Consider the following 26,881-nt stretch of genomic DNA (forward strand, 5'->3'; position numbering starts at 1 on the left):
ACACAAGCAATGGGGGCGGCTGATGTGAGAACCACGCAGAGGTAAAACGGCCTATGGAATCGTTCGCCAGCGATCATCTGTCTGCTTCCCCACAAGCCGGGGCGTTGAGAACAAATAGGCTTGGCAGCAGGAAAGGATGTGTCTAAAGTGTTTTAAGGTTTTGCGGCAGACGGGAGATTACTGTCTGTCGCGCGTACATCACAACAAGCAGACAGGATGTGAATGAAATGCCAGATTGGGAAATCCAACCAAAGAAACATAAATACGAGGTTGGCGAACGTGTATTAGTGCGGCCCGCAATCATAGATTGTATCTGGGCAAAAACCAGTTGCCGTAAGACCGTACCTGCTACTGTTATCTTTGTCCATCCGGACGACCGGTTCATTGTAGCAGAATATCAGGTATGTGCTTCGTTCTTTGGCAGGACGGTATCTACGATACGGGAAAGTTTTTTAATTCCAAAAGTTCAGTGTTTGGAGTGGGAGTGAAATAAATGTATAAACGTGGTGATGTGTTTTGGGCTGATCTCAGTCCTGTTATTGGTTCAGAACAGGACGGCGTGCGTCCTGTTGTAATTTTGCAAAATGATATTGGAAACAAATACTCGCCTACGGTGATTGTAGCGCCGCTTACAAGCAATTTGCATCGGGACAAGCATCTTGTTACTCATGTGCCCGTCTGTATGCAGGGCTTGCCGCAATATTCGGTTGTGTTGTTAGAACAGATACGGACAGTAGATAAAGCACGACTGGGGAATTTTGTCGGTGTAATGGATAAAGAGACATTGAATAAGATTGATGAAAGTGTGATGTGCAGTTTGGGGCTGACGGATGGATTTAGAACATAGAGCAATCGCCCGTCTGCGGTTGGCAGCGGAAATGAGCGAAGCCTATTACGGTAAGCCATTGATTATTACAGTGAGTGGCGGGAAAGACAGCGATATATGCCTGTACCTTGCCGCCGCTTCCGGTATCCGCTATGAGGTCATGCACAACCATACCAGCGTGGATGCACCGGAGACTGTATACCACGTGCGCGAGCAGTTCCGGCGTTTGGAGCTCGCCGGTGTGAAATGTACTGTCAATTACCCGACTTACAAGGGCGTACCGGTCAATATGTGGATGCTTATACCGCAAAAGCTGATGCCGCCCACAAGAACAGTAAGATACTGCTGTTCGGTGCTGAAAGAAAGCGGCGGCGCTGGCCGCATGATTACGACGGGTGTCCGCTGGGCGGAAAGCGCCAGCCGCCGTACCAAACGCGGCATTTACGAGAGTATGCCGCACGATCTCAGCAAAAAGGTCATTATCAACAACGATAATGCAGATACCCGCCTTTTGTTCGAGAGCTGCAAATTGCAGGCGAAGCGGGTCTGCAATCCCATTGTGGATTGGTCGGACTATGATGTGTGGTCGTATATCCATGCTGAGAGAATACCGATAAATCCGCTGTATTCGTGCGGCTTCCATAGGGTCGGTTGTGTGGGTTGCCCGATGGCAGGACGTCGAATGCGTCTGTTTGAGTTCGGCCGGTATCCCACGTATCAGCGCGCCTACATCCGTGCCTTTGAGCGAATGCTCGAAGAACGTGTTGCACGCGGCAAGCTCGACAGCACATGGCGTGCTGGGACAACTGGCGAGGATATATTCCGCTGGTGGATGCAGGACCGGAATATCGAGGGACAAATGAAGATTGAGGGCTTTGACGGATAGAGCCCAGGTATGTACCGTGCGGATTCCCGCGCGGTTTTATTATATACACGCCAAATTTCAAGGGGGTGGTTCCAGTGTGCTACTCGGTGCATGGTTAATCCATGCAGTATCGGTTTGGAAATAAGTTTGAGATGGAGGGATGAGGAAATGGATTTTTTGAAGAAACGGCTCAAGCGGCTTACGTCGATGGGGCTGGCATTGCTCTTGTCTGCGTCGGCGTTTCCGGCCACGGCCTTTGCCGCGTCGGACAGCACCAGCACGCTTGCCGAAGTAACGGCAAAGTATATCGACGCGGAAAACGGCAAGGAGATTGCCGAGCAAGAGATATATAGCGTAACACATGAGGAACGGCAGCCGCAGGAAATCGAGAACTACACCTACGTCGATTACACGGAAAACGTCGAGTACGTCTACTCCCATAAGGATCTGACTTATATTGTCGGCTACCCGGACGAAAGCGTGCGGCCGGATGCTTCCATGACCCGTGCAGAAGCAACTACGGTCTTTTACCGTCTCTATGACGGCGAGTATCCAGAGTTTGAGCGCCGCATGTCAAACGGCACGTTCGAGGACGTCAAGACGGATTACTGGTTCTACAAAGAAGTCGAAACGCTGTATAACATTGGAATTGTAGACGGCACGGATGAACACAAATTCTCGCCGGATGCGCCCGTCACCCGCGCGGAGTTTGCCGTCATGGCGGCGCGGTTCGCCAATTTGGACTACGAGGGCGGCAATCTCTTTGACGACGTTCCCAACGGCCATTGGGCGTACAGCTATATCAATGCAGCCGCAAACGCTGGCTGGGTAGAGGGCTACCCGGACGGCAGTTTCCGGCCGGATGAGCCGATCAGCCGTGCCGAGGTCGTGCGGCTGGTAAACGGTATGATTAACCGTAACGTCACGCTGGACAAGCTGAAAGAGCTGGGCATCGAATGTCCGTACAATGATCTGGTTGAGAATCACTGGGGTTACTGCGATCTGATAGAAGCCAGCATTCCGCACAGCGCGGAAGAATGGCACGGCCTCAGCTACAATGACGGTATTTACAACATCATCGTTGAAAAATTCATAGACCAGAACGGCAAGGAACTTGCTGAAACTGTCACCACAGCGGGCAAGGAAGAAAGTTCACCCAAGGTCATCCCGGCATACGAGTACCGCGGCTATATCCGCACGATCGTTTATCAGTACACGAACGGTGATGCGATCCCGTCCATTGAAAAGACGGCGAACGCCAAAACCGCCAATGTAGGCGATACCCTGACCTATACGGTGAAGCTGACGAATGATGAAGCAGCTTCTTCCGCGTGGAAAGAAGTCGTCCTCACCGACGAAATTCCGGACGGCTTGACTTTCGCGGATGGCAGCGTGTACGTAGAAAGCAAGGCGGCAAAGCACTCGTTTGAAAACGGATTGCTTTCTGTCCCTCTGGGCGACATTGCCGCAGGTCAGACGGTTTCAGTCACTTTCAAAGCAACCGTGAACAGCGATATGTACAACCAGACGATCTACAACACCGCAGTCGCCGAGGGCGCAAACGGTATCGTTAAGGATGAAAGCGGTAGCGAAACCGGCAAGTATGAGGACACAGACGACGGTGTTTATATCAACAAGGGCGACACCGCGCCCTATGTGGAAAAACGTGCGGACAAGCCTTCCGCCGAGGTCGGCGATAAGATCACCTATACCGTCACGCTCGGCAACGCAGAGGGTGCCGTTTATGAAATCGAAAACGCTTCCATGACCGACATTATCCCGGCGGAACTGGATTTTGTGGACGGCAGCGTGCAGGTAGACGGTGTAAGTACAGGTTATTCATTCGATAACGAGACCCGTACCCTGACCGTGCCGCTGGACAGAATTGCACCGAATACAAAAACGACGGTTACTTTTGCAGCGACCGTCAATGAATCGGCCTACGGCAAAACAGTTTACAACACTGCGGTCATGTCCGGTGACAATATTTCGGACACCGAGGGCACAGACGACGGTGTTGCCATCGGTGACGGTAAAGCCCGCCCCAGCATTGAGAAGTCGGCGGACAAGTCCTCTGCCAAGGTCGGCGACAAGATCACCTATATTCTGACGCTCTCTAACAGCGAGACCGCGACTGTACCCGTAGAAAATGCGGCCGTTACTGATGTTATCCCTGCTGGCCTGACGTTCGAGTACGGCTCGGTCATGCTGGACGGCAGCGGCACGAGTGATTTCACCTATGATGAAAATACCCGCCTGCTGACGGTAAACGTCGGCAGCATTGAGCCGGATACCAGCCGCACGGTTTCCTTTGTGGCGACCGTCAACGAAGATGCCTACAATACGACGATTCAGAACCTTGCCACCCTGACTTCGGACAACACCGAGCCGGTACAGGACAAGGACGACGGCGTTGTCGTTGCAGACGGTATGACCGACCTGTCCATCAACAAGAGTGTTGATAAATCTTCTGCTCGTGTCGGTGATACTCTGACCTACACGGTACAAGTCTCCAATGGTGCGGGTGCAGAGGTAAATATCCGCGACACGGTGATGCGGGATGCTATCCCGGATGGCCTGACCTTCCGCGGCAACGTCACAGTGGACGGCTACTCAACGGTATATCAGTATGACAATGAAAACCGAACCCTTTCTGTTCCGCTGGATGCGATCGCCCCCGGCCAGACGAAAACTATTTCGTTTGATGTGCTGGTGAACAGTGATGCCTACGGCATGATGATTGAGAACACGGCGGTCGCTTCCGGCAGCAATGCGCCGGATACGGAGGACACGGATGACGGCGTCACCATCGAGAACGGCACGCCGGACGGCCGTGCGGGTGCAAAGTCAGCCAATAAAATGACCGCGCGCGTGGGTGATACAATCACCTACACGATCACGCTGGAAAATAGCGCAATGGCAACGGCGGACTGGACCGGCGTTACCGTGACCGATGCTCTGCCGGATGGTGTGACTTTCACAGGCAACGTCCAGAAAGACGGTCAGGCAACGACGGAATATTCCTACGATTCATCTTCACGCACGCTGACGCTCACGCCTTACGCAATCGCACCGGATACGCAGGTGGTGTACACCTTTGATGTGACGGTAGACGAGGGTATGCAGGGCGAATTTATCGTCAATACGGCTATTCTGACGGATGGCAACGAGCAAACGCCGCTTCCGGATGCAGGCGTGCAGATCAACAAGGGCGAAGCCGACCCGATTGTAACTAAGTCCGCGAGCGTGACCAAAGCTGATATTGGCGATATGTTCACCTATGAGATCACGGTCAAAAATGGCGATAAGGCTACTGCGCCGTGGAAAAACGTCGTGGCATACGACACGCTTCCGGCTGGCGTGAAGTTGATCGGCAACGTGTATCTGGATGGTAAGGTGGCGCTGCATAAGCTGAACGGTAACGCGCTGTCCGTGCTGGTGGGTGATTTGGCTGCAGGCGAAAGCGTAGTAATCTCCTTTGATGTGCAGGTACTTGACACAGCGGCCGGTACGACCCTTCAAAACAGCGTGGATGTGACCGGCGATAACGGCATCGGCACGGCAACAGATGACGGCGTAACCGTACCGGAGGTTGAGCCGCAAAACCCTAATGATGCCACCGGCTTCTATGTCACAAAAGATGTGGATAAGACGGTGGTTGATGTAAGTAAGGATGCCGACGAAGTATCCAGAACGGCAACATTTACGGTTATTGTTGGAAATCACAGTGATATAATGTGGGAAAACGTCGTGCTGAAAGATACGCTGGATACCTCTGTGGTAACGCCTGTTTTGCAAAACAATGTTTATGTGAACGGAGTCCTAAGTAATAAATGGAGTTTTTCAGGCAAGGCATTCACTCTGGAATTGGGTGACATTGCACCCGGCCAATCGCATAAAATTTTGCTTACCGTCCGCTTTAAGAACGATGCAGGCGGCAAGACCTACGTCAACTATGCGACCGGAGAGGGCGATAACGGCAATGCTATCGGAAAGTCGCCGGAAGTTGAAATTATCAGCTCAGTTGCTGATTTGATAACTGATATTCATTATCAGCTTTATAATGGTTATGACGAAAATATGTGGCGACCCGCAGACCGTATTTCACTGCAAGAAGCGTGCATCGTAGCATATCGTCTGATTTCCAACGGCGGGAACACGTGGCTGGACCGTGGCACGGTGACGGTGCCGGACTACGAGTTCAGCATCCCCGAAGAAGCAAAATATTTTGTCTCTATCGGTGTGCTGCCCGCAAGCGTATTCGACACAACGAAAATGACCGAAGATGTTGATTACGAAATCAATTATGAGGTTTCGGAAAAAGGCTATCTGCGAATCTGGGCTACCTCGGAACAGCTTAATACGCTTGTGAAGTATATCACTGGCACGAATGCAGGGCTCAGCGGTGATGTGTCCCGCCTGAATTTTGCCAAGCTGATTTGCCAGCTTACCGGACGGGATACCGACCCGGATACCTCGGCTTACAGCGGCCATATCCAATATTTCACGGATAGTGGTTCTTCTGAGGACCTGATTACTGAAGTCTCGCACGAACACGATTATGTGCTTGACACAGACGGGAATGAGTATTGGATTTAACAATTTTATAGGAAAAGGCAATCCCTCGTTTCGTTGTGAAACGAGGGATTTGCTTACCGATTATTTAATTCTGTTATTGTTAGTTTATCAAAAAGCTGCAAAGCGTACACTTTCTCACCTTGGACATAGGCAGAGACAGCAGTAGTTTTTGAACGGGTGTTGAGCATATTTTCTCGATGACCTTGTGAGCCATACCATTTGTTTAAGTTTTCCTGCGCATTGGTTGTAATTAAACCTATGAGTGCATTTTCAGCATTGCATCCATAACCAACAGATGCGAACACCGAGCCATCCGGTCTTGTATGAGAAATATCCCCGTCTCGTTCGTCAACAATCCAGATTTCGCGGGAACGAGTGTCCGCCCATTCCTGTACTTTCAACGAGTAAGTCAGACGTGGCAAACCGTTTTCTTCGCGCAGGTCGTTGATGGCGTCAAAGGTGGCATTGGACAGGTCATAATCCCAATAGCCGCCGTACTCGTCTACCGCAGATTTGCCGATAGGGCGTAGACTGATTTCATCTGTTACGGTCTGGTTATCGTCTGCGGTTTCGTTGTCGGTATCATCCGGCACAGGCTGTCCGTCTGGTGAAACCGGTGTTTCCGGCTCCGTCGGTTCATTTGCGTCCAAGATGTTTTCCGCGTTCATCAGCATTGTTGCGACTTCGGCACGAGTAGCTGTCCCGTGCGGATTTAACTTTCCGTCCGAGCCGCTGACAATGCCCTTGTTGACGCACCAGCTCATGGCGTTTGTTGCGTAACGGGAAACTGATTGATAGTCCGAGAAATCATAGTATTTATCTGGTATAAAGCCGGTATCTGTATCAAGGCCAAGGTGGTCCGCGTAGCGGTACAGGATGGCCGTAAGCTGCTCGCGGGTGATCGCATCATTCGGGCCGAACTGCGTATCGCTGTACCCGGTAACGAGGTCATTCATGCGCGCCCAGTAGACAGGCGCGCTGTAATAGGCGTTTGTATCTACGTCTGCATAGGGGTATCCCCAGTTGCTTTCGGGCATATCAGGTGAACCTGCCAGTCGGTACAGGATGGTCACGATCATGCCGCGGCTGGTAGTTGCGTTCGGGCTGAACGCCGTATCCGATGTACCATTCATCAGCCCGTTTTCGCAAACATAGTTGACCGCATCGTGATACCAGTCCGACGGACGGACGTCCGAAAAGTTTGAAACATTGGCGGCGCCTGCCGAACAGGTAATAGCTGCCGCACACAAGATAGATGTGATTTCTTTTTTCATAAAGTCATACCCCACAATAAAGAACAGAAAAGTTTATCATGGTTTCATTATATCATGTTGCTGTCCGTTCCGGTAGCGGGCATGGCGCACAAAAACCATGTGGGGATTTTGAATTGCAAACGAGATGCAGTAAATTGTTGCTGCATAGATGATAACCAATACGCAGGAGGGCTGTGGTTTATGGATTATAAAATTTTGACGCAGGACGATTTGCTTGAGTTGTTCCCTTTTGGCAAAACCAAGCTAAAATGCCTGCTGGAAGCAGGCGTATTGCCTGTGGTGAAAGTGGGACGGGATTATTTGACGAATGAACGTGAACTTGACCGGTGGTTTGAAGCAAATAAAGGGAAAGAGATATTTTACTGATTGAATTGCCTTTACAGAGGGACGGCGTTATAATATATGCGTTAGCTGTTTATGCTGCCGCCCCTGTTTATTTGATAGGAGCGATACGCATGAATACAGTAGAAAATATCAATAAAGTTAAGAGAATCCGCGGATATGGGGAGGGTAGTGTATATCAGCGGAAAGATGGCCGCTGGGTCGGCAAATATAAGGACGAAAAGATGTTGAAACCGCGTTATGTCTATGGTAAGACAGAAGCGGAAGCAAGACGGAAATTGCGTGAATTTAAGAAAACAATAGTGCATGGCATTACGGATTGTAGAAAAGTATTGCTTAGCACTTATATTGAGCGATGGTTATATACTTTCAAGGCCGCAGCCGTGGAGAATACCAGCTTTGATCGGTTGGAGTCTGTCTATTACACGCATATCAAGCCGACGCTTGGCGGCTTCCAACTTGGGAATATCAAAGCGGTTGATATTCAAACACTGTTAAACCAGAAAAGCACTGAATATTCTTATACTATCGTCAAGATGATCCGGCAGATACTTTCTGAGGTTTTCCAACATGCCTATACTGAGGGTGACATTCTTAAAAACCCAATGGCAAATGTTATCATGGCAAAACGGAGCAAGTTTAAGCCAGAGCGGAAAATGCTGATATTAGAGGATGCAGAGGTTAAACGGTTGGAGGAAGCAGCCAGAGAGAAGTATGGTACAGGCCGTCCGCTTTTTGTTCACGGAAACCTGATCGTATTTATGCTGCATACCGGCCTGCGGTGTGGTGAACTGCTTGCGCTGGAATGGTCTGATATTGACTTTGAAAGCAAGACGGTATCCATAAATAAAAATCTGGCAAAGATCAAGAACAGGGATACCGGAAAAGATACGTCCAAAAGCACCTTACAGGTAAAAGGCACTAAGACATCCAGCAGCAACCGGATTATCCCACTAAATAGTAAAGCAATCAACGCACTTAGGGAATTGCAGATGATTTACAGGCAATGCGGCATCAAAAGCAAATATGTTGCCTGTTCGCAAAAAGGCGGCTTCCTCACTAATAACCGTATGCACAATTTACTTGAGCGTATGTTGAAGCACACGGGGATAGACAAGCCGCTCACGATCCATCAGCTACGTCACACTTTTGCAAGCCGTGCGTTAAATGCTGGCGTAAGCATCAGCGTAGTAAGCAAATGGATGGGGCATGCCAGTATTTCCACCACATATAATATCTACATTCACGCTATGGAACAGGAACGGCTGACAGCGTTAGACGTTCTTGAAGCTATGTAGCGAAAAGGTGTAACATTGGTGTACGCCTCTCGAAAAAACGACTTAAAGCCCAGTAATATAGGCGTTTAAGGGTGCAAGAGGGGGAAAACCGCAGGTGTCTACCCTCTTGTGCGCCCGCGCGGCGTCAGCGCAATTTCCCTCGCTTCTCAAGCGACACTCTGCCGTTCTGCACCAGAACGCAAAAGAGGAACACTGCTGCCTCGCAGTGTCCCTCTTTGCGCATATTACTGGTTTTTGTTTTCCTGATCTTTCTGCTGTGCCGCACGGCGGCGCTCTTTTGCGCTCACAGGAGGCGTTGTCTCCTGCGCTTCAACGAACGCGTGTGTCTCCGGGTCGATGCGCTTATGCCCGCGATAGTCGTTCGTATCCACGGACAGGCCGCGCTTTTTCAGCAGATGATTGATCTTCTCGGTCAACACGCTGTACAGCACGGCAAACAGCGGCACGCCGATCACCATGCCCGCGAAGCCCATCACGCCGCCGAACAGCAGAATGGCGAACATGACCCAGAAGCTCGACAGTCCGGTGGCGTTGCCGAGGATTTTCGGTCCGAGGATATTGCCGTCAAACTGCTGCAGCAGCAGCACAAAAATGACGAAATACAGCGCCTGCACCGGACTGATGACCATGATCAGAATGGTGCTCGGAATCGCACCGATGAACGGCCCGAAAAACGGGATGATATTGGTCACGCCGATGATAACCGCAATCAGGAGCGCGTACGACGTCGGCATGGTCATCCAGCCGAACGAAATCATAAGACGCATACCGATAAAGCACAGCACGCCGATGATCGACGAGTCCATCAGCTTGCCGGTGATGAAGCCGCCGAACACGCGGTGGATATGCGCCACACGCGCCATGATGGCATTTGCCTTTTCAACCTTGAAAAGGCTGTACGTCATCTTTTTCGCCTGTGCACAGAAGGTGTCCTTGCTGTTGAGAATGTACAGCGCGATAATGACACCGATCAGCAGGTTCATCAGCACATTTACGGTCGTAACAACGCCGCTCATCATGCTGCCGAGCTGCGGCAGCAGGTCATTTTGCGCCCAGTTCATCATCTGTGCGGAGAACTGATCGTACAGGCGCATGAAGCTGTGCTCAAGTTCCGGGTTGTTGTGCAGCAGCGACGCTACCCAGCCGGATATCTCGTTCATATACAGGTCCATCGAGTCCACCAGCGAGGTGATACTCGTGACCAGCTGCGGCAGCACCATCCACAGCAGCACGCCTACAACCGCCAGACCGAAGGCCAGCGTCAGCGCGCTGCACAAGCCTTTGGCAAGCCGTGTGCCGTTTTTAAATTTACGCGACATCGGCGGCTGCAGATTGCGGTACAGCATGTTGAACACCGGCATGAGCAGGTACGCCATCACAAAGCCGTAGATGAACGGGCTGAGGATGCTGAAAAATTTCTTGATTACGCCCCAGATTATTGTCATGCGGAACAGCACGAACACGACCAGCACGCAGGCTACAATGACGCCTAACGCAGTCAGCCCCCACTCAATATAGTGCGGCTGCAGGTCAAGCCGGGACTTTTTTTCCTGATTGGGATCTTCCAACAATAAACTCCTTCCTGTCAGCTGTCAGCGGATGAAAACGAAGATTGAATACGCTTAGTCCTCATCCTCATCAAAGAACACGCGCCACAGCAGGTACAGCCACGTTGCGGCAAACGCTGCGAAGATGATCGCGCGGAACTTCTTGAAAAATTTAGAGAAGCAGGTGCCCAGCCACAGACCGAACGACAGCAGGCAGGTCTCGTAGATGAAGAACTCGATGAGCGAGAAGCCGCGGATCTTTTCGGTCGTGGTGTTCATGAAGCGTCCTGCCTGATCGCAAGCGTTTCCTGCGGTGTGCAGCATCTGCTCGGCACGGCTGCGCAGTGCATCGCGGTCAATACTATCCAGATAGTTTTTCATAGCTTGTTCTCTCCCTTTCGTTTTACCGTATTACGCGGACGCGCTGTCCGCCTGTGCTCCCTGGGTTTGGGGTCCCCGGCGATGCTGCACGGCGTTTTCCCCATCGAGGAAATACGGCCGAGCCGCATGCCGATTTTTTCTGCCAGTGCGTCGGCGTCCACGCTGCCCGTCCTGCGCAGAGCCGCCTGCAGGATCAGTCCCGCAGCCCGCGCATCTGATCCGGCCTCGTGGTGGTTCAGGTCGATGTGCAGCGCGGCGGATACCGTATCCAGTTTATGATTTTCCAGCTCAGGCCATACCCGCTTGGACACCTTTACCGTGCATAAGTACCGGCATTCGGGCATTTTCAGTCCGTAATGCGCCAGACAGCTGCAAAGCACATTCGTATCGAACATAGCGTTGTGACACACGATGACGCAGCCCTCCGCGATGTCGGCGAGCGGCTCCCATACCTCGGCGAACGACGGTGCGTCCGCGACCATCTTCTCCTTGATGTGGTTGACGCGAACATTGCCCCAGTGGAACTTGCCCACGCATTCCGGCGGACGGATGAGCGAGATTTTCTCATCTACCAGCTGATTATCCTCAAACACGCTTGCGCCGAGTGCGCACGCGCTCAGCGGCGAGGCGTTTCCGGTCTCGAAATCCAGTGCAAGATATCTCATTGCAGCGCCTCCCGTCCGGCCGCGTCCGCGCGTTCCTTCGCCGCGAGCAGCAGTCTGTACAGCGGCGCAAGCTGCCGCATGGTCTTCAGCATGAACGGAACAAACGTGCCGTCCAGCACCGGAGTAAAATCCTCACCGTTCGTGTAGTCCACGCCGATCTCCTTGCGGTTCAGCCAGTCCTGATATTCCGGCTTTGCGTCCGGGAATTTCGGGCGCTTGTACATCTCGCCCGCGAGGTGCACCTGCGGACAGCTGTTCACCGCACGAAAGGCGTCAAGAAACAGCCTGTCTTCTGCGAGGATCATTTCGCGCAGCGCTTCCATTTCACCTCTGCCCCACGCGCCCCAACAGCCGAAGGCCCAGTATTCGGGATGCAGTTCAAAGTAGTATGCGGGAACGGATTCGCGTTCCCGTCGTGCTCTGCGGAAGAACAGCCACATGTTCGCCCGGTAGAGCGTTTTATCCTTGGTATATCGGGTATCGCGCCGCACGCGGGATACCATGCGGGACGGCACGGTGACGAACTGCGGATCGATCTTGACCATCTCCGGCGTCATTTCTGCGATCAGTTCGTGAAAGGGCCGGATGGATAACCGCTTGATCTCGTCCTTGTGTGCATCGTAAAATTCTTTGCTGTTTTGCAGGCGATTCAGTTGCAGAAGATCCACGCCTTCTGCGGAAAAACCGTGAAATGCCATTTGTGTTGTTAGCCACCTTTTTGTTTTTGACGATTGTGAATCGTCCTTGAAGGTATAGAATACCTAAGGCAATACCACATAATTGAACAAGAGCGATTTACGAGTAATTTTTGCGGACTGGCGAGGCGTGGTTTTGCGGTAATACTTTGTGTATTACCGTGAAATCACAACGAAGTCAGGGCACAAAATTTCCGTAAAGCGCCGCGGCAGCGCGACCGGAGCCTGCGCAAGGAGCCGCGGCAGCGCGACCAGAGCCTGCGCAAGGAGCCGCAGCTTTAATTGTGTGGTGTTGCCTTATTATATTTTACCGCTTTTTTTCGCTTTCTGCAACAGGAGTTTGACAGTTTTCCGTTCATAACACGTTAATCTCCCTGTGTATTTGTGCAATTTGTTGACCGTCGCTTGACAGAAAGGGTTGTTCCCTGCCGAAAATTCTGGTATACTGAGGATAAGTATATTGATAGAAAAAGGTGGAACGATCATGCTTACTGCTGCCAAAAAAGAATTTATCGAATTTATGATGAGTGCCGACGTACTGCGTTTCGGCGATTTTACAACCAAATCCGGCCGAAAGACCCCGTATTTCGTCAATACCGGCAACTACAAGACCGGTCTGCAGAACTCCCGTCTGGGTGAGTTTTACGCAGCTCTGGTCAAGGAGACCGTCGGCGATCAGTTCGACGCAATGTTCGGTCCGGCGTACAAGGGCATCCCGCTTGCTACCTCTGTTTCCGGTGCGCTGGCCCGCAATTACGGCATCGACAAGCCGTTCTTCTTCAACCGCAAGGAGGCAAAGGACCATGGCGAAGGCGGCAATATCGTCGGCTACAAGCCGCAGGACGGTGACCGCGTTATCATCATCGAGGATGTAATCACCGCAGGCACCGCTATCCGTGAGACCATGCCGGTGCTGCAGGCCTGCGCAGATGTGAAGGTTACCGATATGTTCATTTCGGTAAACCGCTGTGAGGTCGGCCAGAACCCAGGCAAGACCGCTGTTATGGAGGTCGGCGAGGAGTTCGGCATCAAGGTGCACGCACTTGTCACCGTGCAGGATATCCGCGAGTATCTTGCGGATAAGGAGGAGTATGCTCATCTGCTGCCGCTGATGGATGCTTATATGAAGCAGTATTGCGTATTTTAACTATCGCGGCACAATCGCATAAGAAAAAAGAACGCTCGATGGAGCGTTCTTTTTGTTTGCCTTTTTTCCACTAAGCACCGCCCATTTCGGGCGGTGCTTTCATTTTATCTCACTTTTCCGCCTGCAAAGTCTGCAAAAACTTACGCATCCTGCGGCAAGCCTCGCGCAGATGGTTCATCGAGTACGAATACGAAATACGCACATGACCCTCGCCGCTCTCGCCGAAGGCGCTGCCCGGAATGACCGCGACCTCCTGCTCGTGCAGCAGTCTCTCGCAGAATTCGTCACTCGACAGGCCGGTAGACTCGATCGACGGGAACATATAGAACGCGCCCTGCGGCTCAAAGCACTCGAGGCCCATGCTTCGCAGCTCGCCGAGCAGGTAGCGGCGGCGCAGGTCATACTGCTCGCGCATGCGCTCGATATCGTCCTCGCCGGTGCGGATAGCCTCAATGCCCGCGAACTGCGCGGTCGTCGGCGCGGACATAATACCGAACTGATGAATCTTGCAGATGTGGCGCATCAGCTCCTTCGGCCCCATTGCCCAGCCGAGACGCCAACCGGTCATCGCATAGGACTTGGAGAAACCGTCCACAACAATGGTGCGCTCCTTCATGCCGTCCAGCTCCGCAAAGCAGACGTGGCGATCCGGGCCGTAGGTCAGGCTGTTGTAAATCTCATCCGACAGCACGATGATGTTCGTGTCCTTGATGACCGTCGCAATCGCCTGCAGCTCATCGCGCGTCATAATCGCGCCGGTCGGGTTGTTCGGGTACGGCAGGATGAGCAGCTTGGTGCGCGGCGTAATAGCAGCGCGCAGACTGTCCGCCGTCAGCTTGAACTGGTCCTCCGCGCGGGTCGGCAGCGGCACCGGAACACCGCCTGCCATCTGCGTCAGCGGCTTGTAGCATACAAAACTCGGCTCCGGAATGAGCACCTCGTCACCCACGTTGACAATCGCACGGATGGTGTTGTCGATCGCCTCAGAGCCGCCGACCGTCACAAGGATCTCCTTGTCCGCATCGTAGCACAGGCGGTACTTGCGGCGCACGAGCGCGGCAATCTGATTGCGCAGCTCGGCAAGACCCCAGTTGGAGGTATAGAAGGTCTGTCCTTTTTCCAGAGACTGAATGCCGGCGCGGCGAATCTGCCACGGCGTTTCAAAATCCGGCTCGCCCACACCGAGCGAAATCGCGTGCGGCATTTTAGCCGCCAGTTCAAAAAAGCGGCGAATGCCGGAAGGCTGTACTTCTTTTACACGCGCAGAGAGAATCTGCTCGTAGTTCACCATGCCATGACCTCTCTCTTATCGCTGTCTGCCGGGTCAAATTCCACACTGTTGTCCTTGTATTTTTTGAGGATGAAATGCGTACCGGTGGACAGCACGTTCTCCATCGGCGCCAGCTGCTCGGAGACAAAGCGGGCAACCTCGCGCATGGTGCGTCCCTTGATGATAACGGTCAGATCGAAGCCGCCGCTCATCAGATACACGCTCTCCACCTGATGGTGCGAATAGATCTGACGGGCGATCTCATCAAAGCCCATACCCTTCTGCGGGGTGATCTTGACCTCGATCAGCGCGGTTACGCTCTCCTTGGATGTTTTATCCCAATCGACCACGGTCTTGTAGCCGAGGATGGTCGAATTCTTCTCATACGCGTTGATCGCAGCAGCCACATCCTCCTCGGTCTCACCGAGCATCGCGGCCAGCTGTGCCGGAGTCAGGCGCGCGTCCTGCGCCAGCAGATCAAGCAGCTTTTCAGGGTTTTTCATAATAAATGACCTCCCTTTTTCGTTTTTCAAGAATTACTTTATTATAGCACTGCGGTGCAGTTCTGTCTACGCTTGGAGCAGAAATTTTGCGATTGCGGAATGGAGAATTAAAAGAAGTCCGAAAAATTTTCGGACTTCTTTTCATTACGCAAAAATCAACGAACCACAGCGCCCTGATCTGCAGAGGTGACCAGACGCGAGTAGCGGTACAGCCAGCCGGACTTGACATTCGGCTCACGCGGAACGTACTTGGCACGGCGCGCCTCCAGCTCCTCGTCGGAAACATTGACATTTACCTTGCTGTTCGGGATATCGATGGAGATGATATCGCCTTCCTGCACCAGACCGATCTCGCCGCCGGAAGCAGCCTCCGGCGAAACATGGCCGATGGATGCGCCGCGGGACGCACCGGAGAAACGGCCGTCGGTGATGAGCGCAACCGTGGTATCCAGCTTCATGCCGGCCAGCGCAGAGGTCGGGTTGAGCATCTCGCGCATGCCCGGACCGCCCTTCGGGCCTTCGTAGCGGATGACAACAACGTCACCCGGCACGATCTTGCCGTTGTAGATGGCGGAAATTGCGTCCTCCTCGCAGTCGAACACGCGTGCCGGACCTTCGTGCACCATCATTTCCGGCGCAACTGCCGAACGCTTGACAACGCAGCCGTTCTTTGCGATGTTGCCCCACAGAACAGCGATGCCGCCGGTCTGCGAATACGGATTCTCGAGCGGACGAACGACCTCTGGATTCTTGTTGACAACGCCCTCGAGGTTCTCGCCGACCGTCTTGCCGGTGCAGGTGATGAGCGACAGGTCGAGGAAATCGCGCTTGGTCAGCTCCTTCATGATGGCCGGAACACCGCCCGCCATGTAAAGCTGCTCAATATGGTGCGGGCCTGCCGGAGCCAGATGGCAGATGTTCGGCACCTTGCCGGACAGTTCGTTCAGGGTCTCAAGCTGCAGCGGAACACCTGCTTCGTTTGCGATTGCCAGCAGGTGCAGAACCGAGTTGGTCGAGCAGCCGATCGCCATCTCACAGGTCAGCGCGTTGCGGAATGCTGCCGGCGTGAGGATGTCGCGCGGCTTGATGTCCTTCTCGATCAGCTCCATGATCTTCATGCCGGCGTGCTTTGCCAGATGAATACGGGCAGCCGAAACCGCCGGGGTCGTGCCGTTGCCCGGCAGCGCCATGCCGATGGCTTCAGACAGGCAGTTCATCGAGTTTGCGGTGTACATGCCTGCGCATGAGCCGCAGCCCGGGCAGGAATTGCACTCGGCTTCGTAGAAGGTCTCCTCGTCCATCATGCCGGCCTTGTAGGCACCAACCGCCTCGAAGGTCTTGGACAGGGATACCTCCTCACCGCCGAAATGGCCTGCAAGCATCGGGCCGCCGGAAACCAGGATGGACGGAATGTTCAGACGAGCGGCAGCCATCAGCATGCCGGGCACGATCTTGTCGCAGTTCGGGATGAGCACCAGACCGTCCAGCTGATGCGCCTGCGCCAGCGTCTCTACGCTGTCCGCGATCAGCTCACGGCTTGCCAGCGAGTACTTCATGCCGATGTGACCCATGGCAATGCCGTCGCATACGCCGATGGCCGGAACGAGCACCGGCGTACCGCCAGCCATGCGAACGCCCGCCTTAACCGCATCCGCGATCTTATCGAGGTTGATGTGGCCCGGGATGATCTCGGAATATGCCGAAACCACACCGATGATCGGCTGCTTCATTTCCTCGTCGGTCATACCGCAGGCACGCAGCAGCGAACGGTTCGGCATGCGCTCGGGACCTGCAGTGATGTTATCACTTCTTCTCACGGGGATTTTCCTCCTTTGAAAGCAGTCCAGCGGACTGCCTGATAGAAAAAACAGGCGGACGGGAAAATCCGTCCGCCCGTTCGGGGTAACTAAAAGCTGACGATCAGCACGCGAAATGCTTCACGTCTAACCGCAACCAAAGGTTGCGGCAATCATTCGGCACACAAAGTGTGCCGTAAAAAGTCAGGACATGCGCCTGACTTTTTACACCCCGACTCAGCGCCCGTGGGGCGCGTCATTGGGGTATTGACCAGTGGTTTCTACGGAACCGCTGGTCATATATAGGGGGCTTTTGAAGCCCCCTATAAGAAATAGTCTCAAGCGGAGCGCGAGATTATTTCTTCAGCCAGCTCATCATGCCGCGCAGCTTCTTGCCAGTCTTCTCGAGCTCGGTGTCTGCTTCCAGAGCACGGGTAGCGAGGAACTTGGCACGGCCGCCTGCACGGTTCTCCTGAATCCACTCGGTAGCGAAGGTACCGTCCTGGATCTCGCGCAGGATCTTCTTCATCTCCTTGCGGGTCTCCTCGGTGATGATGCGCTTGCCGGTGCGGTAATCGCCGTACTCAGCGGTGTCGGAGATGGAGTAACGCATCTTAGCGAAGCCGCCCTCGTTGATCAGGTCAACGATCAGCTTCATCTCGTGAACGCACTCGAAGTAAGCGTTCTCCGGAGCGTAACCAGCCTCAACCAGGGTCTCAAAGCCAGCCTTCATCAGCTCGCAAACGCCGCCGCAGAGGACAGCCTGCTCACCAAACAGGTCGGTCTCGGTCTCGGTCTTGAAGGTGGACTCGATGATGCCGGCACGGCCGCCGCCGATACCGCAAGCGTATGCCAGAGCGATGTCCATAGCCTTGCCGGAAGCGTCCTGATATACACAAGCCAGATCCGGTACACCCTGACCCTCTTCGTATGTACGGCGAACGATGTGACCCGGGCCCTTCGGAGCAACCATGATAACGTCAACGTCAGCCGGCGGAACGATCTGCTTGAAGTGGATGTTGAAGCCGTGAGCGAAAGCCAGTACGTTGCCCGGCTTCAGGTTCGGCTCGATAACGTCCTTGTAGATGTCAGCCTGCTTCTCGTCCGGGGTCAGCATCATGATGATGTCGCCTGCTGCTGCAGCCTCAGCCGGAGTCATAACCTCCAGGCCGTAGTCCTTAGCCTTCTTCTCGTGCTTGGAGCCCGGGCGCAGACCTACTACAACGTGTACACCGGAGTCCTTCAGGTTCATTGCGTGAGCATGACCCTGGGAACCAAAGCCGATGATTGCAACGGTCTTGCCGTCGAGCAGAGACAGGTTGCAGTCTGCGTCATAAAACATCTTTACCATTTTTATTTCCTCCTAAAAATTTATAAAGAGTCAATTATATGAATCAGCAGTCAGTAATCAGTGATTGCAAGGTGCTTCCTCCCCGGTTATGAAACATTTCTCCGGCGCGGCAGCGCTTTTCATTCCCAATTTCCAACTCCTAATTAACCAAAATTATTTTTCAATTGCCGTAACACCCGAACGGCTCATCTCGAGGATCTTAAAGTTCGAGATGACGTCGAGGAAGGCATCGATGCGGCTCGGCACTTCGGACAGCTCGATAATGATCTCACTCTCCTGCGTATCGACCACGCGCGCGCCATACAGGTCGCACAGCTGCCGGATATCATTTCGAACGCTTACATCCGGCGTATGCAGCTTGACGAACACCAGCTCACTGCAGCAGGAGCTGTCTTCTTCGAGGTGTACAACGTGCATGACCTCTTCCAGCTTTGCCAGCTGCTTCATGATCTGCTCAAGCACCATATGGTCGCCCTGCACGATGATAGACATGCAGGAAACCTTCGGATCAGTCGTGGCCGAAACGGTCAGCGAGTCGATGTTGTAGCCGCGGCGGCCAAACAGGCTGGATACGCGGGCCAGAACACCGGCGTTGTTCTGTACGGTGACAGAAAGGATATACTTTTCCATAATTTCTCCTTCCTTATTCCGTTACAAGATCGTCAACCGTGCCGCCTGCCGGGATCATCGGCAGGACGCGCTCGTCCTTGTCGATCTGTGCGTCGATCAGCACAGGACCGGTACGCTTCATCGCTTCCCGCAGCGCGTCGCGCAGCTCGGCGATATTGGTAACACGGACGCCGCGTGCGCCGAAGGCGTCGGCCAGCTTGACGTAATCTGTCTTGCGGTGCGGGTCGGTCTGCGAGTAGCGGCTGCCATAGAACATGGTCTGCCACTGACGCACGTTGCCGAGCACGCGGTTATTCATAATGATCGTGATCACCGGCAGGTTATAGGAAACCGCGGTGCAGATTTCGTTAAGATTCATGTGGAACGAGCCGTCGCCCGTGATGTGGACAACCGTTCTGTCCGGGAAGGCCACCTGCGCGCCGATTGCCGCGCCGTAGCCGAAGCCCATCGTACCCAGACCGCCGGACGTCAGGAACTGACGAACGTGCTTACGGCCGTTGTACTGCGCACTCCAAAGCTGGTGCTGACCAACGTCGGTTGCGATAATGGTGTCCTCCGGGGTCTCCTCCGCAACCGTGTGGAGCAGCTGGTGCGGATGGATAACGCTCTCGTCGTCCTTCGGCACATAGTCGAGCTTTGTCTGCCACTCGGCAATCTGCGCGCGCCATGCGTCGTGCTTTGCCTCCTTAATATACGGCATAACCTTTTCGAGGAAGGTCTCCGCATCGGAAACAATGGCATAATCAACGCCGATGTTCTTATTGATCTCCGCATTGTCAATGTCAATATGGATAACCTTTGCCGACGGTGCAAAACGCTTGGTGTTGGTCGCAACGCGGTCGGAGAAGCGGGCACCGATGCAGACCAGCAGGTCGCAGCGCTCAACCGCCCATGCGGCAGAAACCGTACCGTGCATGCCGATCATGCCAAGGCTGAGCGGCTCGGTATCCGGGATACAGCCGATGGCCATCATGGTGTGCGCCGACGGAATATCCGCCTTCCGCTGCAGCTGCAGCAGCATGTCGCCTGCGTCAGAGGTTTCAACACCGCCGCCGTAATAGATCATCGGACGCTCGGAGGCGGCAATCATATCCGCTACGGTCTGCATCTCTTCGTCCGAAATCTCGTAGGTCTCGTTGATCTCAACCTTGCCCTTCGGGATAAACTCACACTTAGCGGCGGTAATATCCTTCGGGATGTCGATCAGCACCGGACCCGGACGTCCGGAAGCGGCAATGCGGAACGCATCGCGCACGGTGTCCGCCAGATCCTCCACATCGCGCACAACGAAATTGTGCTTGGTGATCGGCATGGTGATGCCGGCAATGTAAACTTCCTGAAAGGAATCACGGCCGATGAGGCTGGTGCCGACGTTGCCGGTGATGGCAACCATCGGGATGGAATCCATATACGCGGTAGCAATACCGGTTACGAGGTTGGTCGCACCCGGTCCGCTTGTTGCCAGGCAGACGCCTACCTTGCCGGTCGCACGGGCGTAACCGTCCGCTGCGTGTGCTGCGCCCTGTTCGTGCGCGGTCAGAATATGTCGAATGCGGTCGCTGTTTTTGTAAAGTGCGTCATAGATGTTCAAAACCGCACCGCCGGGATAACCGAAAATGGTATCAACTCCCTGCTCTACAAGTGCGTCGATCAGAATCTCTGCGCCGTTCTTTACCATTGCGAATCCGCCTCCTTTCTCTCATTTCAACATAGCATACATACTTATGCAGCAGCCGGATAACGATTGCCGCAAGATACCGTATAAACAAAAAAGCCCTTGTCTCACAAAGAGACAAAGACCAAAAACTCTGCGGTACCACTCTTTTTGCCACACTGCCCTATTCGGCGGTATGACCACTCACCCGATCGTTTAACGCAGATCATGCGGGATAGCTTACACTGAACCCTGTTTCATTTCATTTCAGCAATCCGGCTCCCGGAGGACTTTCGCACTTTCCGTTTCCCACTGTCTTACACCAGCCGACAGCTCTCTATCATGGGTCCGGGACGCTACTTTTCCGTTCGCAGCCTGTATCTTTTTGAATGTTGTTTATATTATAAAGGCGTTTCCTCAGAATGTCAACGTCTTTCCGACTGCAAATATGCGAAAACTGTCGTGCATATTTCTTTGTTTTTTCGCCATACTACACAATGCCAAACATATACAGTTTTTACTTCGGTAAACTGTGCGATTTTCACAAGCGAAGGAGGTGCGGGCGTATGGCAGTGCCGCTGCTGCGCACGCTGATTTTATACTGCGCGGTCATCTGCGCCGTGCGGCTGATGGGGAAACGGCAGATCGGCGAGCTGGACCCGTCCGAGCTGGTCGTTACCATTCTGGTATCCGATCTGGCGGCTGTGCCCATGCAGGATTTAGGGATTCCGCTGCTCTCCGGTCTGGTGCCGATCGCCACGCTCGTGGTGCTCGAGATTTTTCTCAGCTTCGCCGCACTCAAAAGCCGCAGATTCCGACGGCTGCTGAACGGTCAGCCGGCCATCATCATTCGCAAGGGTCAGCTCGATATTGACAAGCTGCGGCAAATGCGGCTGACGACCGACGAGGTGATAGAAACACTCCGCAAGCAGAATGTCGCAGCCGTGTCCGATGTGAAATACGGCGTCATCGAGCCGGACGGCACGCTGACGGTTATCCTCAAGCAGCCGCAGCAGCCGGTCACGGCGGAAATGCTCGGCATTACGCCCAAGGATACCGGTCTGCCGCTCGTTGTCGTGTCGGACGGCAAGATGGTTCCGCGCTCGCTCGAGCTGCTGCACCTCTCCCCTGCGGATATCGAGCGGCGGCTGAAAAACCAGAGTATCGCGGTCGAGGATGTGTTCCTGATGACGCTCGACGACTGCGGCAACACGTTCCTGCAGAAAAAGGAGGGCCGTGTATGAAGCGATTGCTGACGGCTGCCGTGCTGTGTACCGTGCTCATCCTCGGCAGTGTGTGGAGCGTAAGAGCCGTGGATAACACGGCACAGGCGGTCGCCCTCGACGTAGAGAACGACCGCCTGAATGAAGCGCGGGAGACATGGGACGCAGCACAGACCCTACTCGGCGCTCTGCTGCTGCACAGCGAGATCGATCAGGCTGACCGGCTGTTTGACCGCATGCTTGCCGCGCAGCAAAACGGCTTGACGGACGAATTGGCGCTCGACCGTGCGGAGCTGCTCGCTCAACTGAGACATTTGCCGGATGTGCAGCGTCCGACGCTTAAAAATCTGTTTTAAGGCAACACCGCACAATTAAAGCTGCGGCGCTTTGCGGAAATTTTGTGTCCTGACTTTGTTGCAGTTTCACGGTAATACATCAAGTATTACCGCAAAACTGCGCCTCGTCAGTACGCAAAATTTGCTCGCAAATCGCTCTTGTTCAATTATGCGGTATTCCCTTAACGGTATTCACGCACCTGCACGGACAGACCGTCCGGATCGTAAACGTAGAAATAGCGCGCGTCCGGCTCCGGCTGACGGATATCGGACGGATTCATGCCGTGCAGGACGGCACGCTCATGTGCCTCGGCAATATCCTCCGTACCGAAGCAGAGGAACATGCCGGACGCCTTGACGGTCTCGCCCTCCGGCATGCCGATCAGCTCCAACTGGGTTTCGCCGGAGGCGTTCTGCAGATAAGCAATGCTGCCGCCGTTCGCGGAGAACTGCGTGTGGATCTTGAGCTCGGTGAGCGTCTGGTAAAAATGCAGCGATTTCTCGAAATCGCGCACGCGGAGTGCTAAATGGTGGATGTGCATAGCAGGCACCTCGTTTCGTTGTTTTGTTTTATTGTATAAAACTCTGCGACAGGCTGTCAATAGGAAAGTCTCTGCTGAAATGGTGATTTGTTGCTTACGAAGCAAGCGGAATCCTGCCTGCCCGGCAGGGGCACAAGAGGGTAGCCAACCCGTGGTTTTCCACCCTCTGATTTTCTCCCCTTTTCCCTTAGAGGGTCTGGCGCAGATTGCTGGCATGTGACCGCTGCGAAATAGGGGAACGACAGTCCGGTTACCACAGCGTGTCTTTCGTAAAATATTTGCAGTTCACAGATAGATTACTGCTACACATACGGGCTACTCTGCGCAGGCGCGACACAAGATGAATTGCCCGTAGGGCAAGAGAAGGTCCCCTGGGGGGATAACAGTGTCGCGCCATTTTTGCCCGTTATACCGGAAGGCACCTGCGAATTTAGGCGTTTGATACAATTTATCCTCGTAGGTGCTGTCTATAATAACGTGCTCACGAATTGCGCGGCACGGTTATGCCGCGCCCTGCGTGGATGAACTCACATGTGTAGCAGTACGCTGTCTGTGAAATGCGAAAAGGCGGAGAAAGACACGCTGCGGTAACCCGACTGCCGTTTCCCTATTTTCGTAGCGGTCGCCGGTCTCCGATCTGCGCCAGACTAAGAAATAAAAGGAAGTGGGAGTTAAGAGGGTAGAAACCTTGGTGTCTACCCTCTTGCCCTGCCGCGGGGCGCGGCGACGCTCCCGCTGAGATTCAGCGGAAAACTCTCCGCCCCGTCAGGGCGAACCCGCCTGCGGCAGTTCGTGTTCCCCAGTCATCCGGTGCAGGAAAAAGAAGCCGTCCGGACGGCTCCCATCTCCCCGGACAAGCAGTAAAATTTCCTCTTGACCTCCCGCAATCACCGGCTATAATATTACTTAGGAAACGAAGTAATTAAACGAGGTGATTTCATGGATACCGGGCGGCTTATCAACAAGCTATCCAACTGCCTGCGTCGCCGATCAGCGGAAACGCAAAAACGCATTCATATCAGCGGCACCAAAGGTCAGATTCTCAACTATATTTTGATAGAAAGTCAAAAACACCCGCTCGTACAGCGCGACGTCGAGCAGGAATTTGGCCTGCGGCCTTCCACCGCAACCGAAATGCTGCAGGCCCTGCAGGCTGCCGATCTCATCCGCCGCGAACCCGATCCTGCGGACGCACGGCGCAAGTGCATTGTCTGCACCGAAAAAGCCGAAGCCTTCCGTCCCGCCTGCCTGCAGGAGATTACGGAGACCGAAGCCATGCTGCTCCGCGGCATCTCGCCCGAGGAGCGGGACACATTTATGCGGATCGGACTGAAAATGCTTTCAAATTTTGAAAAAAACGATTAACCATTACCGCAGGGCGGGCTGCCCTGCCGCTTCGATGAAAACAACCGTTAAATTTCCAAAGGAAGGAACGTGTACAACTTGGACAACGATACTCTCCTCGGCAAAGCGCCGATACCTCGTGCAGTAGCCGCAATGGCGATTCCGAGCGTCATCAGCAGCCTTGTCACCGTGGTGTACAACATGGCGGACACCTTTTTCGTCGGACAGACCGGCGACGCCCTGCAGGTAGCCGCCGTCAGCCTGACCAACCCGATCTTCATCCTGCTGATGGCGTTCGCCAACATGTTCGGCATGGGTGGCAGTGCGATGATCTCGGTCGCGCTCGGCGAGAACAATCACCAAAGCGTGAAGAAAATCTCCTCGTTCATCTCATGGGCGAGCTTGGTCGTCGGCGCAGCGTTTGCCGCCGTACTGCTGTGCTTCACCGCGCCCATCCTGCATCTGTTCGGCGCGGACGCAAGCACATTTGAGTTTGCCCGCGGCTACACGGTTTACATCGCGTTCGGCGCACCGTTCGTCATCTGGTCGGCTGCAGCCAGCTTCGTTGTGCGCGCGGAAGGCGCGAGCAAGGAGGCCATGATCGGCAGCATGATCGGCACGATTGCAAACATCGTACTCGACCCGGTTTTCGTCTCCGGTCTGGGACAGGGCGCGGCGGGCGCGGCCATTGCAACCACCATCGGCAATATGCTTGCGGCGCTGTACTACCTGTGGTATTTTCTCAAAAAGTCGCGGCGGTTTTCGCTTGCGCCGAAGGACGCGCTCTGCGGCACGCACATTGCCGTGCGCGTGTGCTCTGCCGGTTTCCCGACCGCCATTTTCTCCGCGCTGATGTGTGTTTCAACCATTGTGCTCAACCTGATTCTGGTCGTCTACGGCAACGCGCCCGTTGCGGCGATCGGCATCGTATTCAAAGCGAATATGTTCATCACCTTCCTGCAAATGGGCCTTGCAAACGGTGTACAGCCGATTTTCGGTTACAGCTACGGTGCGGGTGATATCAAGCGTTTTGCCGATACCGAGCGTTTTACCAAGCTGTGCTGCTTTGTCGTCGGACTGGCGGCAACCGCACTCTATTTCTTCCTGCGCAAGCCGATCATCGGCCTGTTCGTGGATGACAGCGGCGTTATTACATATGGCGTGCAGATGCTGATCGCCTACATGCTGTCCGGCCCGTTCATCGGTTTTCTGTTCGTCAATATGAACTGCATGCAGTCGGTCGGACGCGCCCTTCCTGCTACCGTGCTGTCCGTGCTGCGGCAGGGTCTGCTGCTCATCCCCCTGCTGTATCTGCTGAATGCGGTTTTCGGTCTGAATGGCGCAGTTCTCGGGCAGTCCATCACGGATTATGTCACGATTGCGCTGTCGTGCGTGGTTTGGAGAAGGATTCGGCGTGGATTGGAACAGTGTACCTAATAGGAAACCATACAACAAAAGAGGTCTGCAATGCAGACCTCTTTTCAGTCTATCAAAAAAGTATTATTTTAATTTTTACGCTTCGTGCGGCAGCACGCATAAAATAGAATTTGCGAAGTAAATTCATAAAAAGTCAGGGCGTGTACCTGACTTTTTATACAAGGGAAGAAAAAATGTGCCCGTCAGGGCGCGGTTTTTCTTCAGTATTCGCTCGAAAGCGTAGTTTCGAGCGAGAGGCTGCTCGAAAAGCGAAGTTTTTCGACAGCCTCAAAAAGAGGTCTGCCCCGCAGACCTCTTTTCCTATTTACTTCGCCAGCATAAAGTGTGCCAGCACGGCGATACCGAGGATAATCCGATACCAGCCGAACACCTTGAAATCGTGCTTCTTGACGAAGCCCATCAGGAAACGGATGATGAGCAGTGAGGACACGAACGCGGTGATTGTACCGATGCCGAGGATCATCAGCTCGGTGGATGTAAACGCAAAGCCGAACTTGAGAATCTTGAGCAGGCTTGCGCCGAACATGACCGGAATGGCCAGGAAGAACGTAAACTCCGCAGCCACGGTACGCGACACGCCGAGCAGCAGTGCGCCGACGATGGTCGCACCGGAGCGCGAGGTGCCCGGGAACACAGCCGCGATCAGCTGAAACATACCGATCATAAACACGGTCGGGTAAGTAAGCTCCGTGAGTGCGTTGATGCGCGCCGGCTTGCCCTTGTGCGCGTTCTCCACCAGAATGAATGCTGCGCCGAATACAATCAGCGCGATGGAAACCGTTTGGTAATTGTAGAACAGTTCTTCAAACAGGTCGTTCCACTTGAGACCGACGATCGCCGCCGGAACACAAGCTACCAGAATTTTGATCCACAGCTTGACGGTATCCATATTCAGCACGATGGACGCGCCGCCGTGACGGCCCTTTCGCCGTTCAAACGGGAAAATCTGTCCCCAGAACAGGACAACGACCGCGAGTATCGCACCGAGCTGAATAACCACCTCGAACATGCTGTAAAACGCTTCCGACACGTCCAGCTTTACAAACTCATTGAGCAGAATCATGTGTCCGGTACTGCTGATCGGCAGCCACTCGGTGATGCCCTCTACAATGCCAAACAGAAATGCTTTGAGCAATTCTATCACAGGGTTTTCCTCCTTAAAATTTTTGTTCAGTTTT

23 protein-coding genes and 1 other annotated feature are annotated in these 26,881 nt (G+C 53.8%); of the genes, 10 read left to right on the forward strand and 13 right to left on the reverse strand.

Annotation, left to right across the window (positions count from 1 at the left end; translation table 11 throughout):
• Window positions 1-493: 493 nt before the first annotated feature.
• The 3 genes from PGY33_RS09640 (at window position 494) to PGY33_RS09650 (ending at window position 6,290) form a co-directional block, all read left to right on the forward strand.
• Window positions 494-847, forward strand: a complete 354-nt coding sequence (locus PGY33_RS09640; RefSeq protein WP_117492473.1) for a type II toxin-antitoxin system PemK/MazF family toxin — start codon at window positions 494-496, stop codon at window positions 845-847.
• Window positions 831-1,712: a phosphoadenosine phosphosulfate reductase family protein gene (locus PGY33_RS09645; RefSeq protein WP_118285583.1), complete on the forward strand. Its 882-nt coding sequence runs from the start codon at window positions 831-833 to the stop codon at window positions 1,710-1,712. Before PGY33_RS09640 ends, PGY33_RS09645 begins: the two co-directional genes overlap by 17 nt.
• 147 nt (window positions 1,713-1,859) lie before the next feature.
• The gene (locus tag PGY33_RS09650) at window positions 1,860-6,290 is read left to right on the forward strand and encodes an S-layer homology domain-containing protein (RefSeq protein WP_158557315.1); all 4,431 of its coding nucleotides are present in this window, start codon (window positions 1,860-1,862) and stop codon (window positions 6,288-6,290) included.
• A gap of 53 nt (window positions 6,291-6,343) precedes the next feature.
• Here the strand turns inward: PGY33_RS09650 and PGY33_RS09655 are convergent, their stop codons facing one another.
• Window positions 6,344-7,543: an S-layer homology domain-containing protein gene (locus PGY33_RS09655; protein ID WP_117492470.1), complete on the reverse strand. Its 1,200-nt coding sequence runs from the start codon at window positions 7,541-7,543 to the stop codon at window positions 6,344-6,346.
• A gap of 180 nt (window positions 7,544-7,723) precedes the next feature.
• Between PGY33_RS09655 and PGY33_RS09660 the strand changes: the two genes are divergently transcribed.
• Both PGY33_RS09660 and PGY33_RS09665 read left to right on the forward strand, forming a co-directional pair.
• The gene (locus tag PGY33_RS09660) at window positions 7,724-7,909 is read left to right on the forward strand and encodes a helix-turn-helix domain-containing protein (protein WP_110436195.1); all 186 of its coding nucleotides are present in this window, start codon (window positions 7,724-7,726) and stop codon (window positions 7,907-7,909) included.
• An 89-nt stretch (window positions 7,910-7,998) separates the two neighbouring features.
• Entirely contained in the window at window positions 7,999-9,183 is a 1,185-nt protein-coding gene (locus tag PGY33_RS09665) for a tyrosine-type recombinase/integrase (protein ID WP_117492469.1), read from the forward strand.
• Window positions 9,184-9,407: 224 nt separating this feature from the next.
• Here PGY33_RS09665 and PGY33_RS09670 read toward each other — a convergent pair whose 3' ends face one another.
• From PGY33_RS09670 to PGY33_RS09685, 4 genes are read right to left on the reverse strand one after another with little or no spacing between them, the layout of a single operon-like run.
• Window positions 9,408-10,751, reverse strand: a complete 1,344-nt coding sequence (locus PGY33_RS09670; RefSeq protein WP_270478393.1) for an AI-2E family transporter — start codon at window positions 10,749-10,751, stop codon at window positions 9,408-9,410.
• 54 nt (window positions 10,752-10,805) lie between these two features.
• A complete protein-coding gene (locus PGY33_RS09675) occupies window positions 10,806-11,111 on the reverse strand; it encodes a hypothetical protein (RefSeq protein ID WP_116705103.1) in 306 nt (101 codons plus the stop codon).
• Window positions 11,108-11,776 carry a 3'-5' exonuclease gene (locus PGY33_RS09680; RefSeq protein ID WP_117751126.1) on the reverse strand — a complete coding sequence of 223 codons (669 nt, stop codon included), beginning with the start codon at window positions 11,774-11,776 and terminating at the stop codon, window positions 11,108-11,110. Before PGY33_RS09680 ends, PGY33_RS09675 begins: the two co-directional genes overlap by 4 nt.
• On the reverse strand, window positions 11,773-12,474 hold the full coding sequence (locus PGY33_RS09685) for a DUF2461 domain-containing protein (RefSeq protein WP_110437066.1): 702 nt from the start codon (window positions 12,472-12,474) through the stop codon (window positions 11,773-11,775). Before PGY33_RS09685 ends, PGY33_RS09680 begins: the two co-directional genes overlap by 4 nt.
• A gap of 481 nt (window positions 12,475-12,955) precedes the next feature.
• On the opposite strand from PGY33_RS09685, the gene pyrE reads away from it, so the two are divergent.
• Window positions 12,956-13,618 carry an orotate phosphoribosyltransferase gene (pyrE, locus tag PGY33_RS09690; protein ID WP_116705106.1) on the forward strand — a complete coding sequence of 221 codons (663 nt, stop codon included), beginning with the start codon at window positions 12,956-12,958 and terminating at the stop codon, window positions 13,616-13,618.
• A 109-nt stretch (window positions 13,619-13,727) separates the two neighbouring features.
• Here the strand turns inward: pyrE and PGY33_RS09695 are convergent, their stop codons facing one another.
• The 6 genes from PGY33_RS09695 to ilvB all read right to left on the reverse strand — a co-directional run bounded on the left by PGY33_RS09695 (window position 13,728) and on the right by ilvB (window position 20,846).
• On the reverse strand, window positions 13,728-14,909 hold the full coding sequence (locus PGY33_RS09695; protein ID WP_116705107.1) for a pyridoxal phosphate-dependent aminotransferase: 1,182 nt from the start codon (window positions 14,907-14,909) through the stop codon (window positions 13,728-13,730).
• Window positions 14,903-15,391: an Lrp/AsnC family transcriptional regulator gene (locus PGY33_RS09700; RefSeq protein WP_118361494.1), complete on the reverse strand. Its 489-nt coding sequence runs from the start codon at window positions 15,389-15,391 to the stop codon at window positions 14,903-14,905. The genes PGY33_RS09695 and PGY33_RS09700 overlap by 7 nt, the downstream gene beginning before the upstream one ends.
• Before the next feature lie 155 nt (window positions 15,392-15,546).
• A complete protein-coding gene (gene ilvD, locus PGY33_RS09705) occupies window positions 15,547-17,208 on the reverse strand; it encodes a dihydroxy-acid dehydratase (RefSeq protein WP_270478396.1) in 1,662 nt (553 codons plus the stop codon).
• Between the two features lie 334 nt (window positions 17,209-17,542).
• The gene (gene ilvC / locus PGY33_RS09710; RefSeq protein ID WP_227108984.1) at window positions 17,543-18,538 is read right to left on the reverse strand and encodes a ketol-acid reductoisomerase; all 996 of its coding nucleotides are present in this window, start codon (window positions 18,536-18,538) and stop codon (window positions 17,543-17,545) included.
• A gap of 153 nt (window positions 18,539-18,691) precedes the next feature.
• Complete coding sequence (gene ilvN / locus PGY33_RS09715) at window positions 18,692-19,168, reverse strand: acetolactate synthase small subunit (protein ID WP_117487865.1); 477 nt, start codon at window positions 19,166-19,168, stop codon at window positions 18,692-18,694.
• Window positions 19,169-19,181: 13 nt separating this feature from the next.
• Complete coding sequence (gene ilvB, locus PGY33_RS09720; protein ID WP_270478399.1) at window positions 19,182-20,846, reverse strand: biosynthetic-type acetolactate synthase large subunit; 1,665 nt, start codon at window positions 20,844-20,846, stop codon at window positions 19,182-19,184.
• 107 nt (window positions 20,847-20,953) lie between these two features.
• Window positions 20,954-21,203: a binding site (T-box leader), on the reverse strand.
• 185 nt (window positions 21,204-21,388) lie between these two features.
• Between ilvB and PGY33_RS09725 the strand changes: the two genes are divergently transcribed.
• Together PGY33_RS09725 and PGY33_RS09730 are read left to right on the forward strand one after the other, a co-directional pair.
• Window positions 21,389-22,066 carry a DUF421 domain-containing protein gene (locus PGY33_RS09725; protein ID WP_158575105.1) on the forward strand — a complete coding sequence of 226 codons (678 nt, stop codon included), beginning with the start codon at window positions 21,389-21,391 and terminating at the stop codon, window positions 22,064-22,066.
• A complete protein-coding gene (locus PGY33_RS09730) occupies window positions 22,063-22,401 on the forward strand; it encodes a DUF4363 family protein (protein ID WP_118479450.1) in 339 nt (112 codons plus the stop codon). Before PGY33_RS09725 ends, PGY33_RS09730 begins: the two co-directional genes overlap by 4 nt.
• Window positions 22,402-22,562: 161 nt before the next feature.
• Here the strand turns inward: PGY33_RS09730 and PGY33_RS09735 are convergent, their stop codons facing one another.
• Window positions 22,563-22,922 carry a VOC family protein gene (locus PGY33_RS09735; protein ID WP_158578128.1) on the reverse strand — a complete coding sequence of 120 codons (360 nt, stop codon included), beginning with the start codon at window positions 22,920-22,922 and terminating at the stop codon, window positions 22,563-22,565.
• A 939-nt stretch (window positions 22,923-23,861) separates the two neighbouring features.
• Here PGY33_RS09735 and PGY33_RS09740 point away from each other — a divergent pair.
• Window positions 23,862-24,287 (forward strand): MarR family winged helix-turn-helix transcriptional regulator, encoded by a 426-nt coding sequence (locus PGY33_RS09740; RefSeq protein WP_118361509.1) that lies wholly within the window; start codon window positions 23,862-23,864, stop codon window positions 24,285-24,287.
• Window positions 24,288-24,365: 78 nt separating this feature from the next.
• A complete protein-coding gene (locus PGY33_RS09745) occupies window positions 24,366-25,703 on the forward strand; it encodes an MATE family efflux transporter (RefSeq protein ID WP_243038489.1) in 1,338 nt (445 codons plus the stop codon).
• 304 nt (window positions 25,704-26,007) lie between these two features.
• On the opposite strand, the gene PGY33_RS09750 is transcribed toward PGY33_RS09745, so the two are convergent.
• Entirely contained in the window at window positions 26,008-26,847 is an 840-nt protein-coding gene (locus PGY33_RS09750) for an undecaprenyl-diphosphate phosphatase (RefSeq protein ID WP_118361513.1), read from the reverse strand.
• Window positions 26,848-26,881: the final 34 nt, after the last annotated feature.

The sequence above is a fragment of the Butyricicoccus sp. AF18-9LB genome, from assembly GCF_027684505.1.
In the GTDB taxonomy this organism is placed as follows: domain Bacteria; phylum Bacillota; class Clostridia; order Oscillospirales; family Butyricicoccaceae; genus Agathobaculum; species Agathobaculum butyriciproducens.

Coding starts and splice junctions, on each gene's coding strand:
- PGY33_RS09700 (WP_118361494.1), bottom strand. CDS start 15,391: ATGAAAAACCCTGAAAAGCTGCTTGATCTGCTGGCGCAGGACGCGCGC.
- PGY33_RS09730 (WP_118479450.1), top strand. CDS start 22,063: ATGAAGCGATTGCTGACGGCTGCCGTGCTGTGTACCGTGCTCATCCTC.
- PGY33_RS09665 (WP_117492469.1), top strand. CDS start 7,999: ATGAATACAGTAGAAAATATCAATAAAGTTAAGAGAATCCGCGGATAT.
- PGY33_RS09640 (WP_117492473.1), top strand. CDS start 494: ATGTATAAACGTGGTGATGTGTTTTGGGCTGATCTCAGTCCTGTTATT.
- PGY33_RS09650 (WP_158557315.1), top strand. CDS start 1,860: ATGGATTTTTTGAAGAAACGGCTCAAGCGGCTTACGTCGATGGGGCTG.
- PGY33_RS09680 (WP_117751126.1), bottom strand. CDS start 11,776: ATGAGATATCTTGCACTGGATTTCGAGACCGGAAACGCCTCGCCGCTG.
- ilvC (WP_227108984.1), bottom strand. CDS start 18,538: ATGGTAAAGATGTTTTATGACGCAGACTGCAACCTGTCTCTGCTCGAC.
- PGY33_RS09645 (WP_118285583.1), top strand. CDS start 831: ATGGATTTAGAACATAGAGCAATCGCCCGTCTGCGGTTGGCAGCGGAA.
- PGY33_RS09655 (WP_117492470.1), bottom strand. CDS start 7,543: ATGAAAAAAGAAATCACATCTATCTTGTGTGCGGCAGCTATTACCTGT.
- PGY33_RS09725 (WP_158575105.1), top strand. CDS start 21,389: ATGGCAGTGCCGCTGCTGCGCACGCTGATTTTATACTGCGCGGTCATC.
- pyrE (WP_116705106.1), top strand. CDS start 12,956: ATGCTTACTGCTGCCAAAAAAGAATTTATCGAATTTATGATGAGTGCC.
- PGY33_RS09675 (WP_116705103.1), bottom strand. CDS start 11,111: ATGAAAAACTATCTGGATAGTATTGACCGCGATGCACTGCGCAGCCGT.
- ilvB (WP_270478399.1), bottom strand. CDS start 20,846: ATGGTAAAGAACGGCGCAGAGATTCTGATCGACGCACTTGTAGAGCAG.
- PGY33_RS09735 (WP_158578128.1), bottom strand. CDS start 22,922: ATGCACATCCACCATTTAGCACTCCGCGTGCGCGATTTCGAGAAATCG.
- PGY33_RS09740 (WP_118361509.1), top strand. CDS start 23,862: ATGGATACCGGGCGGCTTATCAACAAGCTATCCAACTGCCTGCGTCGC.
- PGY33_RS09695 (WP_116705107.1), bottom strand. CDS start 14,909: ATGGTGAACTACGAGCAGATTCTCTCTGCGCGTGTAAAAGAAGTACAG.
- PGY33_RS09660 (WP_110436195.1), top strand. CDS start 7,724: ATGGATTATAAAATTTTGACGCAGGACGATTTGCTTGAGTTGTTCCCT.
- PGY33_RS09685 (WP_110437066.1), bottom strand. CDS start 12,474: ATGGCATTTCACGGTTTTTCCGCAGAAGGCGTGGATCTTCTGCAACTG.
- ilvN (WP_117487865.1), bottom strand. CDS start 19,168: ATGGAAAAGTATATCCTTTCTGTCACCGTACAGAACAACGCCGGTGTT.